The organism is Priestia filamentosa (assembly GCF_900177535.1).
Lineage (GTDB): Bacteria > Bacillota > Bacilli > Bacillales > Bacillaceae_H > Bacillus_I > Bacillus_I filamentosa.
On record NZ_FXAJ01000003.1, the window covers coordinates 380,324 to 396,019 of the forward strand.

At 36.3% G+C, this 15,696-nt stretch carries 20 protein-coding genes; 13 read left to right on the top strand and 7 right to left on the bottom strand.

The features are described 5' to 3' along the window. Window positions 1–32: 32 nt before the first annotated feature. The 5 genes from B9N79_RS26780 to deoD all read left to right on the top strand — a co-directional run bounded on the left by B9N79_RS26780 (window position 33) and on the right by deoD (window position 2,853). The gene (locus B9N79_RS26780) at window positions 33–164 is read left to right on the top strand and encodes a hypothetical protein (protein ID WP_019393219.1); all 132 of its coding nucleotides are present in this window, start codon (window positions 33–35) and stop codon (window positions 162–164) included. A 54-nt stretch (window positions 165–218) separates the two neighbouring features. Then, a complete protein-coding gene (locus tag B9N79_RS15435) occupies window positions 219–860 on the top strand; it encodes a phosphatase PAP2 family protein (protein ID WP_167555129.1) in 642 nt (213 codons plus the stop codon). 36 nt (window positions 861–896) lie between these two features. Next, the gene (locus B9N79_RS15440) at window positions 897–1,400 is read left to right on the top strand and encodes a hypothetical protein (protein ID WP_019393221.1); all 504 of its coding nucleotides are present in this window, start codon (window positions 897–899) and stop codon (window positions 1,398–1,400) included. A gap of 104 nt (window positions 1,401–1,504) precedes the next feature. After that, window positions 1,505–1,813 (top strand): hypothetical protein, encoded by a 309-nt coding sequence (locus B9N79_RS15445; protein ID WP_040058486.1) that lies wholly within the window; start codon window positions 1,505–1,507, stop codon window positions 1,811–1,813. 335 nt (window positions 1,814–2,148) lie between these two features. Beyond that, window positions 2,149–2,853, top strand: a complete 705-nt coding sequence (deoD, locus tag B9N79_RS15450) for a purine-nucleoside phosphorylase (RefSeq protein ID WP_019393224.1) — start codon at window positions 2,149–2,151, stop codon at window positions 2,851–2,853. Between the two features lie 159 nt (window positions 2,854–3,012). Here the strand turns inward: deoD and B9N79_RS15455 are convergent, their stop codons facing one another. After that, on the bottom strand, window positions 3,013–3,180 hold the full coding sequence (locus tag B9N79_RS15455; RefSeq protein WP_019393225.1) for a twin-arginine translocase TatA/TatE family subunit: 168 nt from the start codon (window positions 3,178–3,180) through the stop codon (window positions 3,013–3,015). Between the two features lie 145 nt (window positions 3,181–3,325). On the opposite strand from B9N79_RS15455, the gene B9N79_RS15460 reads away from it, so the two are divergent. Then, a complete protein-coding gene (locus B9N79_RS15460; protein WP_081496117.1) occupies window positions 3,326–4,618 on the top strand; it encodes a hemolysin family protein in 1,293 nt (430 codons plus the stop codon). Window positions 4,619–4,830: 212 nt separating this feature from the next. Here the strand turns inward: B9N79_RS15460 and B9N79_RS15465 are convergent, their stop codons facing one another. Further along, window positions 4,831–6,006 carry an FtsW/RodA/SpoVE family cell cycle protein gene (locus B9N79_RS15465; RefSeq protein ID WP_040058158.1) on the bottom strand — a complete coding sequence of 392 codons (1,176 nt, stop codon included), beginning with the start codon at window positions 6,004–6,006 and terminating at the stop codon, window positions 4,831–4,833. A gap of 328 nt (window positions 6,007–6,334) precedes the next feature. Here B9N79_RS15465 and B9N79_RS15470 point away from each other — a divergent pair, with 328 nt between their 5' ends. The 4 genes from B9N79_RS15470 (at window position 6,335) to yidC (ending at window position 8,768) form a co-directional block, all read left to right on the top strand. Continuing rightward, entirely contained in the window at window positions 6,335–6,910 is a 576-nt protein-coding gene (locus B9N79_RS15470; RefSeq protein WP_040058157.1) for a hypothetical protein, read from the top strand. 134 nt (window positions 6,911–7,044) lie between these two features. Beyond that, entirely contained in the window at window positions 7,045–7,536 is a 492-nt protein-coding gene (locus B9N79_RS15475; protein ID WP_040058156.1) for a PTS sugar transporter subunit IIA, read from the top strand. 165 nt (window positions 7,537–7,701) lie between these two features. Next, a complete protein-coding gene (locus B9N79_RS15480) occupies window positions 7,702–7,995 on the top strand; it encodes a hypothetical protein (RefSeq protein WP_019393230.1) in 294 nt (97 codons plus the stop codon). A gap of 11 nt (window positions 7,996–8,006) precedes the next feature. Continuing rightward, the gene (yidC, locus tag B9N79_RS15485; RefSeq protein ID WP_019393231.1) at window positions 8,007–8,768 is read left to right on the top strand and encodes a membrane protein insertase YidC; all 762 of its coding nucleotides are present in this window, start codon (window positions 8,007–8,009) and stop codon (window positions 8,766–8,768) included. A 138-nt stretch (window positions 8,769–8,906) separates the two neighbouring features. Here the strand turns inward: yidC and B9N79_RS15490 are convergent, their stop codons facing one another. From B9N79_RS15490 to B9N79_RS15510, 5 genes are all read right to left on the bottom strand, one after another. Further along, on the bottom strand, window positions 8,907–9,464 hold the full coding sequence (locus tag B9N79_RS15490; RefSeq protein WP_082864693.1) for a class F sortase: 558 nt from the start codon (window positions 9,462–9,464) through the stop codon (window positions 8,907–8,909). After that, the gene (locus B9N79_RS15495) at window positions 9,431–10,186 is read right to left on the bottom strand and encodes a DUF4397 domain-containing protein (RefSeq protein ID WP_019393233.1); all 756 of its coding nucleotides are present in this window, start codon (window positions 10,184–10,186) and stop codon (window positions 9,431–9,433) included. The genes B9N79_RS15490 and B9N79_RS15495 overlap by 34 nt, the downstream gene beginning before the upstream one ends. Before the next feature lie 104 nt (window positions 10,187–10,290). Then, window positions 10,291–10,770 carry a helix-turn-helix transcriptional regulator gene (locus B9N79_RS15500; protein ID WP_046216801.1) on the bottom strand — a complete coding sequence of 160 codons (480 nt, stop codon included), beginning with the start codon at window positions 10,768–10,770 and terminating at the stop codon, window positions 10,291–10,293. Window positions 10,771–10,897: 127 nt separating this feature from the next. Next, on the bottom strand, window positions 10,898–11,155 hold the full coding sequence (locus B9N79_RS15505; RefSeq protein ID WP_085118673.1) for a hypothetical protein: 258 nt from the start codon (window positions 11,153–11,155) through the stop codon (window positions 10,898–10,900). Window positions 11,156–11,178: 23 nt separating this feature from the next. After that, window positions 11,179–12,483 (bottom strand): hemolysin family protein, encoded by a 1,305-nt coding sequence (locus B9N79_RS15510; RefSeq protein WP_026009627.1) that lies wholly within the window; start codon window positions 12,481–12,483, stop codon window positions 11,179–11,181. Window positions 12,484–12,736: 253 nt separating this feature from the next. Here B9N79_RS15510 and B9N79_RS15515 point away from each other — a divergent pair, with 253 nt between their 5' ends. The 3 genes from B9N79_RS15515 (at window position 12,737) to B9N79_RS15525 (ending at window position 15,402) form a co-directional block, all read left to right on the top strand. After that, window positions 12,737–13,276 (top strand): HD domain-containing protein, encoded by a 540-nt coding sequence (locus B9N79_RS15515; RefSeq protein ID WP_019393237.1) that lies wholly within the window; start codon window positions 12,737–12,739, stop codon window positions 13,274–13,276. A 132-nt stretch (window positions 13,277–13,408) separates the two neighbouring features. Beyond that, the gene (locus tag B9N79_RS15520; RefSeq protein WP_019393238.1) at window positions 13,409–14,071 is read left to right on the top strand and encodes a response regulator transcription factor; all 663 of its coding nucleotides are present in this window, start codon (window positions 13,409–13,411) and stop codon (window positions 14,069–14,071) included. After that, window positions 14,068–15,402, top strand: coding sequence for a sensor histidine kinase (locus B9N79_RS15525; protein WP_046216803.1), 1,335 nt, complete (start codon window positions 14,068–14,070; stop codon window positions 15,400–15,402). Before B9N79_RS15520 ends, B9N79_RS15525 begins: the two co-directional genes overlap by 4 nt. Window positions 15,403–15,696: the final 294 nt, after the last annotated feature.

A 15,696-nucleotide genomic window follows, 5' to 3' on the forward strand; every position in this document is an offset into this window, starting at 1 on the left:
CACACATTAATGTGTGAAAGGAGGAGATTTCATTGCGTAATCGTTATGAGGAGAAGAAAAAAGGGAACACAAATGAGAAAGAGAAAATGGAGTTTTCACACGAATTTCTTCCATATATCACCCAATCTCCTAAAAATGAACATTACTTAAAACCTAAAAAATAACATGTCAGAAGAAGACAGAGGGAGCTTTGTCTTCTTTAATAAAGGATGAAAATAATGGGGAAGTTTCATTTAACTGTATGGTTATGTTTAATGATTTTACTTTTTTTAATAATTGGATTTACGTATGAAACATCTTTTATCGTAGGAATTGATAAAGAGATTGCTTTAATCTCTTCTTCATTTCAAAGCGATGCAGCTACAACCGTTTTCTTATTTATTACAAACTTAGGATCGTGGAAATTTGTTATGTTCTTTACGCTTATCTTGTTTGGATATAGCTTATATAAAGGTGACAAAGTTCTTGCTTTGTTTGCCATTCTTTCTTTTATTGTGCCACGCACTTTAAACTTTATGCTAAAGGAGTTTTTTGCAAGAACACGACCACAAGACCAGCTTGTTCCAGCTACACATTTTAGCTTTCCAAGCGGTCATTCAATGAATTCGTTTGTTTTCTTTGGCTTTGTAGCCTATGTATTAATAACATACTGTGTTTCTCGCAAAGCAAAACAAGTTATTATGGTTGTGTTGTTTAGCCTGCTCATTGGCTTAATTGGTTTTAGTCGCATTTACTTGGGCGTTCACTATTTTACAGATGTAACAGCTGGATTTCTCGCTGGAGGAGTTGTATTAATTTTGTTAATCAAAATTCATCAACGATTAACAGATTCAGCGGAAGAAAAGCGTGCCCATGAATGATGAGTTGATTTAGGCAAAGGGAGGATTATACATCTAATGGAACAGAGAGCTTACTTGTCTTTACAAACCTTATTTTTAAAAAGCGCCTCTAAATTGTTACAAGAGTCTCCTCTTTTAGAAGTAAAAGAATACTATGAAAAACTAAAGTCGATGGTCCCATATCGACAAATTCAATATATGTTTGAAAAAATTCCGTTTTTACACGGAGAAGTGCACGGTGAGATGATTAAAATTTTAACCTCTTCTTTTGGGTATGCAGTAAAAGAGAGAGCACTAACCTTTTTAGAGGATATTAAGTTTGCACCAAATAGGCGTCCATATGTTTTATGTGGCCCCCAAACTTATGAGCTAAATGAAGCTGGAGAATTTGCAGTAACAGCAGATTTATCTGTAACATGCTATCCGCATGATACCGTGTTTTTCGTTTCACTTTCTGCAACTCAATATGACTTGATTTCTCATGCTACTTTAAAAATGAAAGATCAAGACATACAGTCGCAAATCCATGCTCAAAAGGAACCGCGCAACCGTATTTCCTAGATATGTAAACGTTCGACAAAATTAGTTTTTTTTAGAGAAAGGAAATCTCTCTCCTCTTAGCTAATAATGTAAAGAAGAAAAAGCAGGGGGGAATTAGCGTGTTAATGACTTTCAAACGACTTGTCAAAAGACCATTGAAATATGAAATTACCATTATGCAAACGCCGAATCCTGGGGACCGAAACGGCTATCGTCAAGTGTATAAGATGTCTTTAAAAGGGCACAGTCATTCGGATGTTATTAGCCAAGTATTTCGAAATTTTAATGTATCAGATCGTTTGCCAAAGGATTTTCACGCTCGCTATGTTGGAACGCGAGATATCATTTTAATTGATGAAGGAACAAGAGGGAAATATTATTATAAGCTTCTTTCAGGAGGATGGAAGCCTGTTCAGCTTCATTCTCACGTATAAAAAGAGCCATTAGAGGCTCTTTTTTTATATGTGATTGCCAGGGCCATTTTTTCGTTTTATAGCGCTATGTTCTTTTTCATGAACCTCTTTATCGACTGTTACATGGTTTATTTTTCTTTGGGCTATTAATGCGGTTACGTTGCTTTTTTCCCACTTCCATCAGCTCCTTACTTTCGTTTTTTATGTGAACGATATGTTCTTTCATAGGATGAGCATTTCAACAAAAAATAGCCATCCATTTTTCACTAGGAAAAGGGAGGAGCCTTGGGAATTACAAGTTCAGCTTTTTATATGGTATAGTAAAGAGAAGCTATTTCTATTAGGAGGACAATTGAATGAGTGTACATATTGGAGCAGAAAAAGGACAAATTGCAGAAACGATTTTACTTCCAGGAGATCCGCTTCGTGCAAAATACATTGCTGAGACATTTCTAGAAGATGTAACATGTTATAACGAAGTGCGCGGTATGCTTGGATATACAGGTACATATAAAGGAAAACGCATCTCTGTGCAAGGAACAGGTATGGGTGTTCCGTCTATTTCTATTTATGCGACAGAATTAATTCAATCTTATGATGTGAAAAACCTTATCCGCGTTGGTACGTGTGGGGCTTTAAAGAAAGATGTAAACGTTCGTGACGTTATTTTAGCTATGACATCTTCAACAGACTCACAAATGAACCGTATGACGTTTGGTGGCATTGATTATGCTCCAACAGCTAATTTTGATTTGCTGAAAAAAGCGTACGATGTTGGCACAGAAAAAGGGTTGAGTCTTCGCGTTGGTAGCGTCTTTACGGCAGATCAGTTCTACAATGAAAATGCAGATTGGGAAAAATGGGCTCGCTATGGTATGTTAGCGATTGAAATGGAAACAACAGCTCTTTACACGATTGCTGCAAAGTTTGACCGAAATGCACTATCCATTTTAACGGTTAGTGACCATGTATTAACAGGAGAAGAAACAACAGCAGAAGAAAGACAAACTACATTTAACGAAATGATTGAAGTAGCGCTTGAAACAGCGATACAGCAATAAGAAAGAGGCTGCTTTGTCCGGGTGGGCAGCAGCTTTTTTCCCTTTCCTTTATGTCTTTATGACAAAGCTTTTTTAAAAAGGTTAGCAACTTTATGAAAAGGGTAACGATATTCATGGAACAAGACTTTAAAGCTAAAAAAGTCCCTTTAAGGGACTTTTTTACTTCAGTTTCTCTTCGGTGTCTGAAGAGCTTTCACCAGAGAGTGCTTTTTTGAACTCACGAAGAGTTGTACCAGCGGCTCGGCCAAGCTCTGGAAGTTTTTTAGGACCAAAAATAAGGAGAGCAACAACAATAATAATGAACCATTCACCAGGACCAATTGCCATTTTGTTCACCCACCTTAATAAAGATGTATCACGTGCATTTATCATACACTGAAAAGCTTGGAAAGGAAAGAGTGGAAGAACTTTACTGAAATTTTTAAGGAGGTGTAGTTCGTACATTTTAATGTGTACGACGAAATTGATTGCCATTAAATTAGTTTCATTAATTTTACTTTTAATATGTTCGGGCTTTTTTGTTGCTTCTGAGTTTGCCATTGTAAAAGTTCGAGCTTCACAGTTAGATCAGCGCATAAAAGAAGGAAACAAGCGAGCGGTTGCTGCGAAAAAGCTAGTCACTCACCTTGATGAATATTTATCTGTTTGTCAGCTTGGGATTACGCTAACGTCTCTTGGGCTTGGGTGGTTAGGAGAACCGACAATACATCGTTTACTCCTACCGCTTTTTGAAAAAATAGGTTTAGCTGCTTCTCTTTCATCAACCGTTTCTTTTGTCGTTTCCTTTGCCTTTGTTACCTTTTTACATGTTGTAACAGGAGAGCTTGCACCAAAAACATTTGCGATTTATAAAGCTGAAAAGATTGTGATGTTTACAGCAACCCCACTTATTTGGTTTTATCGCATTTTTTATCCATTTATTTGGTTCTTAAATACATCAGCGCGAGTATTAGCTCGTATGTTTGGCTTTAAAGCCGTTGGAGAGAATGAAATGGCTCATAGTGAAGAAGAGATTCGTCTTCTAATAGCTGAGAGCTATCGAGGTGGAGAGATCAACTCTTCGGAATTACAATACGTGCAAAATGTGTTTGAATTTGATAATCGATTAGCACGTGAAATTATGGTGCCTCGAACAGAGATGTTTGTGCTGCAACTTGAAAAATCACTACAAGAGAACTTACAGGAAATTAAGCAGCATAAATTTACTCGTTATCCTGTTGTACATGGCGATGACAAAGACCAAATCGTTGGAATGGTTAATGTTAAAGATTTATATAACGACATTTTGATGAAGAAAAAGAGTCCAAATGTGAATCTCAGTCGTTACGTTCGTCCTGTTATTCAAGTCATTGATTCAGTAGCCATTCATGATTTGCTCCTGCAAATGCAAAAAGAGAATGCGCATTTAGCCGTTTTGTTTGATGAATATGGAGGAACGTCTGGCATTGTTACACTTGAAGATATTGTAGAAGAAATCGTAGGAGAGATTCGTGATGAATTTGATATCCATGAATTACCGTACATTGAGAAAGTGGATGATTCTACGGTTTTACTTGATGGAAAAGTACTCATTGCAAAAGTGAATGAGCTTTTAGATCTTTCACTCGAAGATGATGAAGTTGATACAATTAGCGGCTGGCTTCTTATGCAAAATTATGATGTGAAAGAAGGAGATACTGTTTCGTATGATGATCATGTGTTCTTTACAGTAAAAGAGATGAACGGTAAAAGCATTCAAAAAGTAGAAGTGAAACATGTTGCTTAACGAAAAAAAGCACCCCTAGAACGTGGTTCTAGGGGCTAATCGTTTGTATAATGAAAAAAGGATAAAAGGCTAATGGCAAGGCCTTTGAGCAAAAGCGTTCAGCAACAATGCTTCAGGAAGAAATCATATTGGAAACGCTTTCTATGAAATAAATATACCACTTTTATATAATTTTGTAAATAAAAAAAGTAGAGCAATTTTTAATTGCTCTACTACCCGTTTGAACTGAACATATAGCGTTTATGATGATATGAAACACCAAGCATAAGACCCATCGCAAGCATATTCCCCATAAGGGAGCTTCCTCCGTATGAAATAAACGGAAGAGGGATACCTGTAATCGGAAGAACTTGAATTGTCATACCGATGTTTTGGAAAACGTGAAACGTAACCATTGAAATTACACCAACACAAAGGTAGGAGTTGAAAGCTTCCTTTGTTTCAAGACCTAATTTAATGAGATAGTAGATAAGAACAAAGAAAAGACTAATTACGACGCTTCCTCCAATAAAGCCAAAGTCTTCGGCAATAATAGCAAAGATAAAGTCTGTATGACCTTCAGGAATGTAGACGCCTTCTCCGCCAATTCCTTTCCCTTCAACCATTCCTGAACCAATTGCCATTAACGACTGCAAGAGGTGATAAGCGCCTTCTCCGCTGTAAGAACGCGGATCAAGCCATGCGTAAATACGTGTAAGCTGGTATGGGTTGACTCCTAAGTACTTTTCAAGAAAGTCAGGAGCGTACATAACAAGAGACAATACTGTGCCCCCAAAAACAGCTAAAACAGAAAAAGCAGGAACGATAAGTTTCCATGAAATACCTGATACAAACACAAGTCCAACAAAGATAGCAAGAAGTACAAGGCTTGTTCCAAGGTCAGGCTGACTCAATACAAGTCCAAGTGGAAGAGCAAGCGTTAGACCCATTTTCAAAAGAAGAAGAAAGTCTTCACGAAAACCGCGAATACGATACTTTTCATTATGCTTTGTGACGACGTTACTTAATGCAACTACCAGAAAGACTTTTACAAACTCCGAAGGCTGAATAGAACCAAGCCCTGGAAAGATGAACCAGCTTTGAGCTCCGTTACGAACTGGTGTAAAACTTGTGTTAGGGGCTACAAATAAAATTAGTAATAAAAAGACTCCAAATGCGTACGCATACCAGGAAAGCTTTTGAAGTTGATCACTATCTAAAAACATGACCCCAAAAGCAATCCCTCCTGAAACGATATACCATATAATTTGTTTTACTAAAAAGTTTTCGTTGTACTGTCCTGAAGACTGAGCGCTGTAGATGCCGATACAGCTAACACAAAAAAATAAAAATAGCAAAAATGCTATATTAACATCAAAACGAGGCACATTAGATCGATTATTTCCCATTCTCTTCACCTAGCAATTTCATTGTTTTGTAGAAAAATATTATATCGTAATTCCTTTGAAACATAAAGCTAAACTTCTCTTTTCATCAGCTCTCTTCTAGCACTTATAAAAGGAAAAAAGAGGCTTCTAGTCCTTCTTAATCTTAGCGATTCTTTGTGAAATGTGCAAAGTATTTTCCATCATCTTTAAAAAAATAGTTCAATTAACATAGAAGGTAGAGAAGAAAGGACTAAATCTAGCAAAGTACGCATATATGTAAGATAGAGTTCCCTTACTAAATATTCGAATGATGAAATGCGACTATAAATAGATTTGAAGGAGGAAAAATATGCTGTTTCTTATTTTATTTTTCTTACTATGGTGCTTTACTTGGACGCTTTTCTACCTTTATCGTTATCAAACATCACTAAAAGAAAAAAAGACGACAGTAGCACTTATTACTTTTTCCACTACTATTTCAGCTACCTTTTCCGCCATCTACCTTTGCTGTTTCCATTTACCTCTGTCTCTTTATAATGCACTTGTTTTTTGTTTTTTCATAGGAGTTTTAACAGCCTTTGTTGTTGGTAGAGTATCAGGCATAAGAATGATCCTCCTCGGTATACTCACAGCTTGTATCAGCTCTCTTTCTCTTCCGGGGATATATCTTTCGTTTGAGCGAAGAGATGCAGGTGATTTATTTGAATTACAGCTCCTTTTGTCTGTTTTATTAGCAACGTTCGCTCTTTATCTTTTATTTAAGAATATACCTCTTGAAGAAGGTGCGCTCATAAAAAGCTGGCTTCAAAGTCCATTTGTAGCTGGGATTGTTCTTCTCATCATCTTCTACACGTACGAGATTTTTCATTCTTTTTTTAATATAAAAAATAACCCTACAAGTATGAACGGTTCGAAACGAAAATAGTTGCAAAAAGTGCAGAAAGATTTCTGCACTTTTTCTGATAGAGCCTTATTTTTTGCAGAGAGAAAGAAAAAATGATTAAATAAGCAAAAGATTAAAAAAATTAAACTATTAAAAAATGTAAGGGAGAGAGAGACGTGTTCAAAAAATTGTTTGGAAAGAAAACGAGAGAAGAGAATATTACCGCCCCTCTTACTGGCCGCATTTTTAGCCTTGAAAACGTTCCGGACCCTGTTTTTTCGCAAAAAATGATGGGAGAAGGGTTTGCAATTGAACCAACAAATGGAGAAGTTGTCGCTCCAATAGACGGTGAGATTGTCCAGCTTTTTCATACAAAACATGCTATAGGATTAAAAACAGAAAACGGAGCGGAGATTATTATTCACGTTGGGCTTGAAACAGTAGCTATGGAAGGAGATGGATTTACTGCTCATGTAAAAGAAGGCTCAAAAGTTAAAAAGGGAGACAAGCTATTAACTGTTGATTTAGAAAAAGTAAGAGAGAAGGCTAAAAGTACAGTAACGCCTGTTGTTGTCACAAATAGTGCTGATTCGGAAAAAATCTCTTTGGTAGCTACGGATTCTGTTATAAAAGGAGAAACCGTTTGTATGACAGTAACAATGAAATAATGGACATTAAAAGCGTTCTTCCACTAAAGGGATGGAAGAGCGTTTTTTTGTATAGAGGAAAATTTGGTATTTTTCCCTATAATCTTAAATGAACAGTTTTATATTACAAGTGAAAATGGTATACTAGGGAAGGAATTAAGTAGAAACGCGAAAGAGAGTTGTTATATGGACTTTTCAATTGAATTATTGCTGTGCGTTTCATATGCAAGTTTGTTTCTACTAGCGGTTTCCTATTATTTAGCATGCAATAAAAGATCTTATTTTTATGTTCGTGCCCAAAGAATAGACAAGCAGTTAGTAACAGGGAAACATTTATTTGAAAAAGGGAGAGTATGTAGACCTTTACACTATTTTTCCTACTTGCAAGTGAAAAAGCCCGTAAAAGAGCCAGCTAACATAGATGAAGAAGATCCTTTCTCTTCTGCAATGAACGTCGTATTTCAACCACGATTTTTTTAGGAGGAAGGATTATGAAAAAAAAGTTAGCCTTATTTATCCCGGCCCTTTTTCTTTTAGCCGGCTGTAGTATTAAAGAGCCTATTACTGCAGATAGTACAGGAATTTGGAATGAGTACTTTGTGTATCCAATGTCTCAATTATTAACACATGTTGCTCACTGGTTAGGAAACGAGTATGGACTGTCAATTATTTTAGTTACCATTTTAATTCGTCTTATTCTATTGCCGCTTATCATTAGACAACAACGTAGTACAATGGCAATGCAAGCGCTTCGTCCTGAAATGGAAAAACTTCGTGAAAAGTATCCATCAAAAGATGCTCAATCACAACAGAAATTACAGCAAGAAATGATGCAGCTTTATCAGAAGCATAGCATCAATCCGATTGGTGGATGTTTACCAATCTTTATCCAGATGCCGATTATTATGGCTTTCTATTATGCTATTGCAAGAACACAAGAAATTGCTGATCACTCGTTCCTATGGGTAAGTTTAGGAGCTCCAGATCCATACTTTATTTTCCCGATTGTTGCAGCTTGTACAACGTTCTTACAAGTTAAAGCAGGGATGACAACTGATGAAGTATTACCGCAAATGAAAATTATGATGTACATTATGCCAGTTTTTGTTTTAATCGCTGGTTTAAGTTTACCATCTGCGTTAGCTCTTTATTGGGTAATCGGAAACGTCTTTGGAACATTCCAAGGTCTTTACCTTAAGAAACGTATGACGATTCTAAAAGCAAAAGATGCTGAAAAAAAGAATAACGCATAAAAGAAGCGCGGAGATTTTCTCCGCGCTTTTTATACTTGTTCTGAAAACCGTTTCATAACTTATACTAAAATTAAGCAGGCTCGCGTAACCTTTGGGCGTAAGAGCATGATCAAAAGCGTTTGTAAAAGAACGCTTTTTTTAATGTGAAAAAGGATTTAATGTTGCAGTCACAAGAAGGCGGTCTGCATGTGTTCCTTCTTCTTTATTAAACAGCCCTGTACATGTAACTAAATGGACAGTTCTTTTTGAAGAAGAACCAAAAACTTTGTTCACGGGAAACTGATTTCGTTCATATACTGCTGTTTTTGTCACTGTGAAAGACATCGTTTTTCCACTTTTCTTTTGTATAAAAAAAGTGTCACCTTTTCGCATTTTAGAAAGTGAATAAAAAATAGCCCGTCCTTTTTTACTGTCAACATGTCCTGCAATAACAGCATTCCCTCGTTCTCCTGGGGAAGAACTATTTTGAAACCATGTTACGCTACTGCTGTTTTCGGGTAAAATAATCTCCCCGTTTTGTGAAAGTCCATGCGCTTCAATAGGGGCTACAATGTTTGCCGTTGGAATAAGAAGCAGAACAGGCTGATCATGATGAGCAGCAAGAGTATAAGGTGAATTAAAAAACAGGAAAACTAGAAAAATACAGCCTAAAAAGAAGTGCTTCATTGGTGACGGCGACGGAGGAAAAATACGCATCCTCCTAAAATAACAAGAGCAGCATACGAAAGGGTATGGGAAGAACTCATTCCACCCATTCCAGTTTTCGGAACAAGAGATGGTGACAAAATGGCGTTATCCTGAAGGAGAACGGTCTCAACTTGATTTCGCGAGTTTACCGCCAATACTGTATAAGCAGATCCTGACTGAAGTGTTTGCGACAGTGACGTTACCTTTTTATCATTATCTTTAATATGAAGTTTTGATTCCGCTTTAATTTCTTCATAAGAAGAAACATCATTAAAAGCAAGATTATCAAAAAGCTTTTTCCCATCTTTAATACTTGCTTCAAGATCGTTAGAAACAGGAGCAAGGTTTAAAACTCGTACATTTGCTTTTCCTTTCGGAGCTGAAGTTTCATCATTAAGAAGTTTTAAGCTCATTTTTTTTTCTTTTTCGAATGCAATCACAGTATATGCTTGATTTCCTTCTGTTTCTACATCACCTACGATGAGTGGTGTTTCCTTTTCACCAGAACGATAGACCTCTATTGTATGAGCTCCTTCTTCTAAAGTCATATAATCTGTTGCATTTTTAAAAAGAGCTCCTTCCACAGCCGGCTTATGGTCAATGTAGATGTCAACAGATTCATTGTTGCTTGAGGCGTTCACAATACGGACTAGCGTTTCTTTTTCTTCAGCATGTGCTAAAGAAGGAAACATAATTATAGCGCTAAATAAAACAAGCCAAAGCTTTCTCATCTTTTTATCTCCTTCATTATAATAGGTTATTCTTATAATGGCTCGGTTGCTGAAATATATGCAGAAGGAGAAAGGAGAAAGGAGAAAAAGGCAAAAATAATAGCCTATTTTTTTAAAATAGGCTGCAGTGGGCACTGTTTAAGTAATTCGTTCATTCTACTCATCATTTCTTTCTTTGAAAAAGAGCTTGAATAACGATAATTATGAAAGTCTAAAATGCGATAGTGTTTACTAATAATGTTTTGCTGTAAGCGAAATGGGCCGCTTGATTTTAATTCGCGCCACCAAATACCGCCGCCAAGTCGTTTATCTTGCGGAGGATCGGAGTCTTCTAAAGCAATAAATTGAACTGTATCAACAGGATTGTCTCCAATAGCTTTTTTCAATGCTGTACTTTCTTCAAAAAGAGCGCAAAGGGTTACAATAACAGCCCAGCTTGCTGTTTTCTTTTCCTTCTCAATTTGAGAAAGTGTTTTTTTTGAGATGCCAAGTAAATAAGCCATTCTTTCTTGAGTAAACTTTTGTTCTAAACGTACATAACGAATCTGATTTGATATGAGTTCTGTGAAGTATTGTTTATCCATAGTTCCCTCCGTACGAAAAAGCTATTCGTTCGTATCATATCGTATAGAAAACAAAATACAAGCGTTGTAACCAAAATGTAAGGAAATGTATAAAGAAAGAAACCTCTTTGTTACGGGAATGCGATTTTTAGAGTTTAAGCCACTTTTTAGTTGTATAAGAAGAAAGTAAAGAAATGAAGGCACATCCTATACTGTATAATATCCAATTCAGCGAATATTGAAAGGAAGGAATGCTCCAGTAGAGCAAAAGTGGAAACCAAAAAGAAAAGAAAGGACCTATAAAAATGTTACGAAACAAAACTTCATAAAGAAAACCTGCAATAACAGCTAAAAGCGGTAGGGTAATAAAAAGCTGCTGTTCTGGAGTAATATAAAATATTTCCACATTCCTTCACCTTCTTTCAATAATTAGTGTTCAGTGGGAATCTTATTTACTTCAACAGATTTAATTTGATTTCCAATAATGTTTTTGGGGGTGAATCGGTAGCCTTCCACATCCGCATACAGATTTGTTCCATCTCCAATTTGCTGGAGAAGCAAGTAGCCGCCAATTGTATCTACTTCATCCTCCTCAATAGAGATACCAAGCAAATGATTAACTTCTTCAATGAGCACTTTTCCATCTAAAATATAGTGAGTTTGTGAAAGCGTTTGAATATAGGGCAGTTCGTTTACATCAAACTCGTCTCGTATTTCTCCTACAATTTCTTCTAAAATATCTTCTACTGTAACAAGTCCTTGTGTTCCTCCGTATTCATCAAACAAAATGGCCATATGAATTCGTTCTTTCTGCATTTTTAAGAGAAGATCACGAACAGGGATAGAATCTAAAACAGTGATAATTGGTTTAATAAGATCCTCGATGGTTCTTGAGTTAGCAGAGTCTTCACGAACATAGCTCTTTAACGCTTCTTTTACATTAATTAATCCAATTACATGATCTTTATCCCCTTCAATAACAGGATATCGTGTGTAAGGTTGTTGATCTGTATATTGTGAGAACTCTTTCAGCGTCATATTTTTGTTAACAGCGACCATTTCTGTACGAGGAATCATAATTTCATGAGCAACTCTGTCGTCAAATTCAAAAATGCGATCAACATAGCGAAATTCTGATTGATTAATTTCGCCACGTTCGTAACTTTCGGATAAAAGCAAACGAAGCTCTTCTTCAGAATGAGCCACTTCATGCTCGCTAACAGAGTGAAGCCCAAATGTTTTCGTAATCATGCGAGCAGAATGATTTAAAAGCCATATAAACGGATACGTAATTTTATAAAACCAGATAAGGAAAGGAGAAAACATGACGGTGATTTTTTCTGCTTTTTGAATGGCGAACGTTTTAGGCGCAAGTTCTCCAATTACAACATGAAGAAATGTGACGATTAGGAAAGCTAAAACAATCGAAAATGCTCTTGGAACATATGGCTCAAGACGTAAAAAAACAAAAAGGGGATGTAAAATAGACTCTATTGTTGATTCTCCAATCCATCCGATTCCAAGAGCTGTCACTGTAATACCAAGTTGACAAGCAGAGAGATACTCATCAAGATGTGAAACAACTTGCTCAGCAGCTTCAGCTCCTTTTATATTATCTTCTACCATCTGCTTAATTTTAGAGTGTCTAATCTTTACAATGGCAAACTCTGTTGAAACGAACATAGCCGTTAGGGCAATTAAAATAACGATAATAAACAGGTTAAGAAAAATCATCATAGTCCTTGAAAAGCCAAGGTCATCTCCTTTCCAAAATATTTCTCCTTAGTTTGTCCAACAAACGTGTTTCTACTAACAGAAGGAGAAGGTAGGGACAAGCGTACAAAATGCAATACTGTGAAAAAAAGGGCACTTTTTTACGCACTATTTTGATGCTGATTTTGTAAAATAGCGTAACAAAACTATTGATAACCTCACATGGTTTATGTTAATGTTTATAGAAATACCTAAAACAAAGGAGGGATAGAAGTTGAGAAACGTAACTTTGACAGATGTTTTTACACATCCTATCGCACAAAAATATCTAGGACGATCAGGGATTGCTCATGCAGTATCTGTGGCTCATCACGCTTTTCGACTAGCGCTTGAACATGAGGTTAACCCAGATCTTGCTACAAAAGCCGCCCTTCTCCACGATGTTGGACATTACGAGTGGTACACGAACGGACAGTGGGATTATGAAAAATACCGTGAAAACGATATTCATGCGATAAAAGGCGCAGAGCGCGCTCATAAATTATTAATTCGTCTAGGTGAGGATCCTGCTTCTGCAAAAGAAATGGCACTGGCGGTTTTACTTCATACAGATTCTTATTTACCAGAGGGTTATCTTGATAAGAACAATCTTCAAAAAGTTGTTCGTTTAGCAGATGAAGCAGACGAAGAGCCAGGCGGTAACCATCACTACCGAAAGATGGACTATGACTTAGCATTAAGAAAAATTCAAGCATTGGACCAAAAAGTAGCGGATGTGCTTAAAAAAGATCAGCGCTACAAAAAATCAAGTTAACTCCTTCAACCAGCTTTTTGAAGCTGGCTATTTCCTATGTCTTCCCCACCTTTCTCCTTGCCATCCTCCTTACTTTTTGTACAATAGAAAAAGAGTAGTTGAAGAAAAGTAATCGTGGAGGAATCCTTCGTTATGTATGATATTTATTTAGTAGAAGATGAAAAAACGTTGAACACTGTGCTTAAAACATATTTAGAAAAAGAAGGCTGGAATGTAACCTCTTTTTTGACAGGAGAAGAAGCTAGCCGGTTTATCCCTCAAAAACCTCATCTATGGATTTTGGATATTATGTTGCCAGATTTAGATGGCTATGAGCTTTTAAAACGAATCAAAAAAGTGGATGAAAATGTTCCGATTATTTATATTTCAGCTCGAGATGCTGATCTTGATCGAATTATCGGTCTTGAAATGGGGAGTGATGATTATTTGGCAAAGCCGTTTTTGCCAAAAGAACTTGTTGTGCGAACAAAAAAATTACTTCAGCGTATATATGGACAAGCTCGACCGAGTGTTTTGCAATACGGTCCATATAAAATCAATCAAACTATGCGTACAATTGAAGAAAACGGAGCGGAAATTTCTCTTTCTCCAAAAGAGTTTGATATTATATTTCTCTTTGCTTCCCATCTTGGACAATCTTTTTCAAGAGAAGAAATTTTGAACTTAATTTGGGGAGATAATTATTTTGGTTCTGATCGCGTTGTCGACGACCTTGTCAGAAGGATCCGTAAAAAGGTGCCATACTTAAAGCTTGAAACAATCTATGCTTATGGATATCGAGCCGTTTCGCTATGAAAAAGCAACCGCTATTTGCACAAATTTTAATTGTATTTACCGCGGTTATTTGTCTAATGGGAGCGATGATTTTAATTTTTGTCAGAGGAACGCTTAATGAATTTTTTACAAGTGAAACATATGCAACAATTGAGGCTTCCCAGCAATCCTTAACAAGCCATAATGAGCCTTTTTCTCAAACGCCTCAAGATTTGAAGCAGCAGCAAAACCTGCGCTCTGTTCAACACGTATTTCTTGGGGTTGATGGAGAGATTGCTAATGATACAAGCTTACCAAACAAAGTGCTCAATTTCTTATACAAGCAAGCAATAAGCCAAGAGAAGAATACACAGCGTTACAAGCTAAACGTCAACGATCAAGAAATGCTTTACGCTATTAGAAAAATTCATATAGAGGGCGAAGGTTTTTATCAAGTTTCCTATATGTGGGATTCCTATCGTCAGCAGCTTGTAAAAACATTGTTTAAACGTATTTTTCTCGTTTCTTTAATTGTTCTTTTATGCGGAATTTTAATTGCTTTTTTCTTTTCAAAATGGCTCGCAAAGCCGATTGTAGAAATGAAGCAACATGTTCAGCGCATTGCTAATCGAAAATGGGATAGTACGCTTGAAACAGATCGGTCAGATGAAATAGGGGTTCTTGCTCATTCGATTGATGAAATGCGTATTCAGCTTAAAAAGCAAGATGAAGCACAGCAATCGATGCTTCAAAATATTTCGCACGATTTAAAAACCCCCATTATGGTTATTCGAAGCTATACGGAAGCTCTACGTGATGGCATTCATCCAAATGGAACGTTTGAAAGCACGCTTGAAACGATTGATGGTGAAGCAAATCGTTTGGAAAGTAAAATTAAAGATTTGCTTTATTTGACAAAGCTTGACTATATTTCTCAACAAAACCAAGAGAAGCACAAAGTGAAAATGAGCGTTCTTGTAAAAGAGGTTGTTCAGCGCCTGCGAACAAATAGACCAGATGTTTCTGTTCATGTAGCATGTCCGTCCCTTGTTGTTTATGGGCAAGAAGAGCATTTTCGTGTGATATGTGAAAACATGCTGGACAATGCATTAAAATATGCAAAAGAGCAAGTTTCAATCTCTGTGGAAGAAAGAGAAGACACGGTTTTTCTTTCTTTTTATAACGATGGACCACATATTGAAGAGAAGTTAATTCAGAGATTATTTCAACCTTTTCAAAAAGGGGACAAAGGAAACTTTGGACTTGGGTTAGCGATTGTGAAGCGCCTTATGACGCTTTATGAAGGGGAAATATCAGTAGAAAATAATGAGCATGGAGTTCTATTTTCACTTGAATTTCCAAATCAAAAGTAATAAATTTTGATTTGTTATGCAACAATTCCTCTTTTCTTTCATATGTTTTATAACAGAATGAAGGAAAGGGGATATGAAAATGGAACAAGGAGAAGAAAAAGGAAAAGAGCAACAAATTTTTACGCCTGTTGAAGAGTTTCCAACCATTTTAGATTTAATTAACGACTATTACGGATACTGTAAATAAGTGAAAGCTCTAGGTTTTATATAGCCTAGAGCTCTTTTTTATTTAAAAAAATGAATTGGGAACAAGTAACTTTTTATTTCACTAAATTAATGTTATACTAAGTGTAG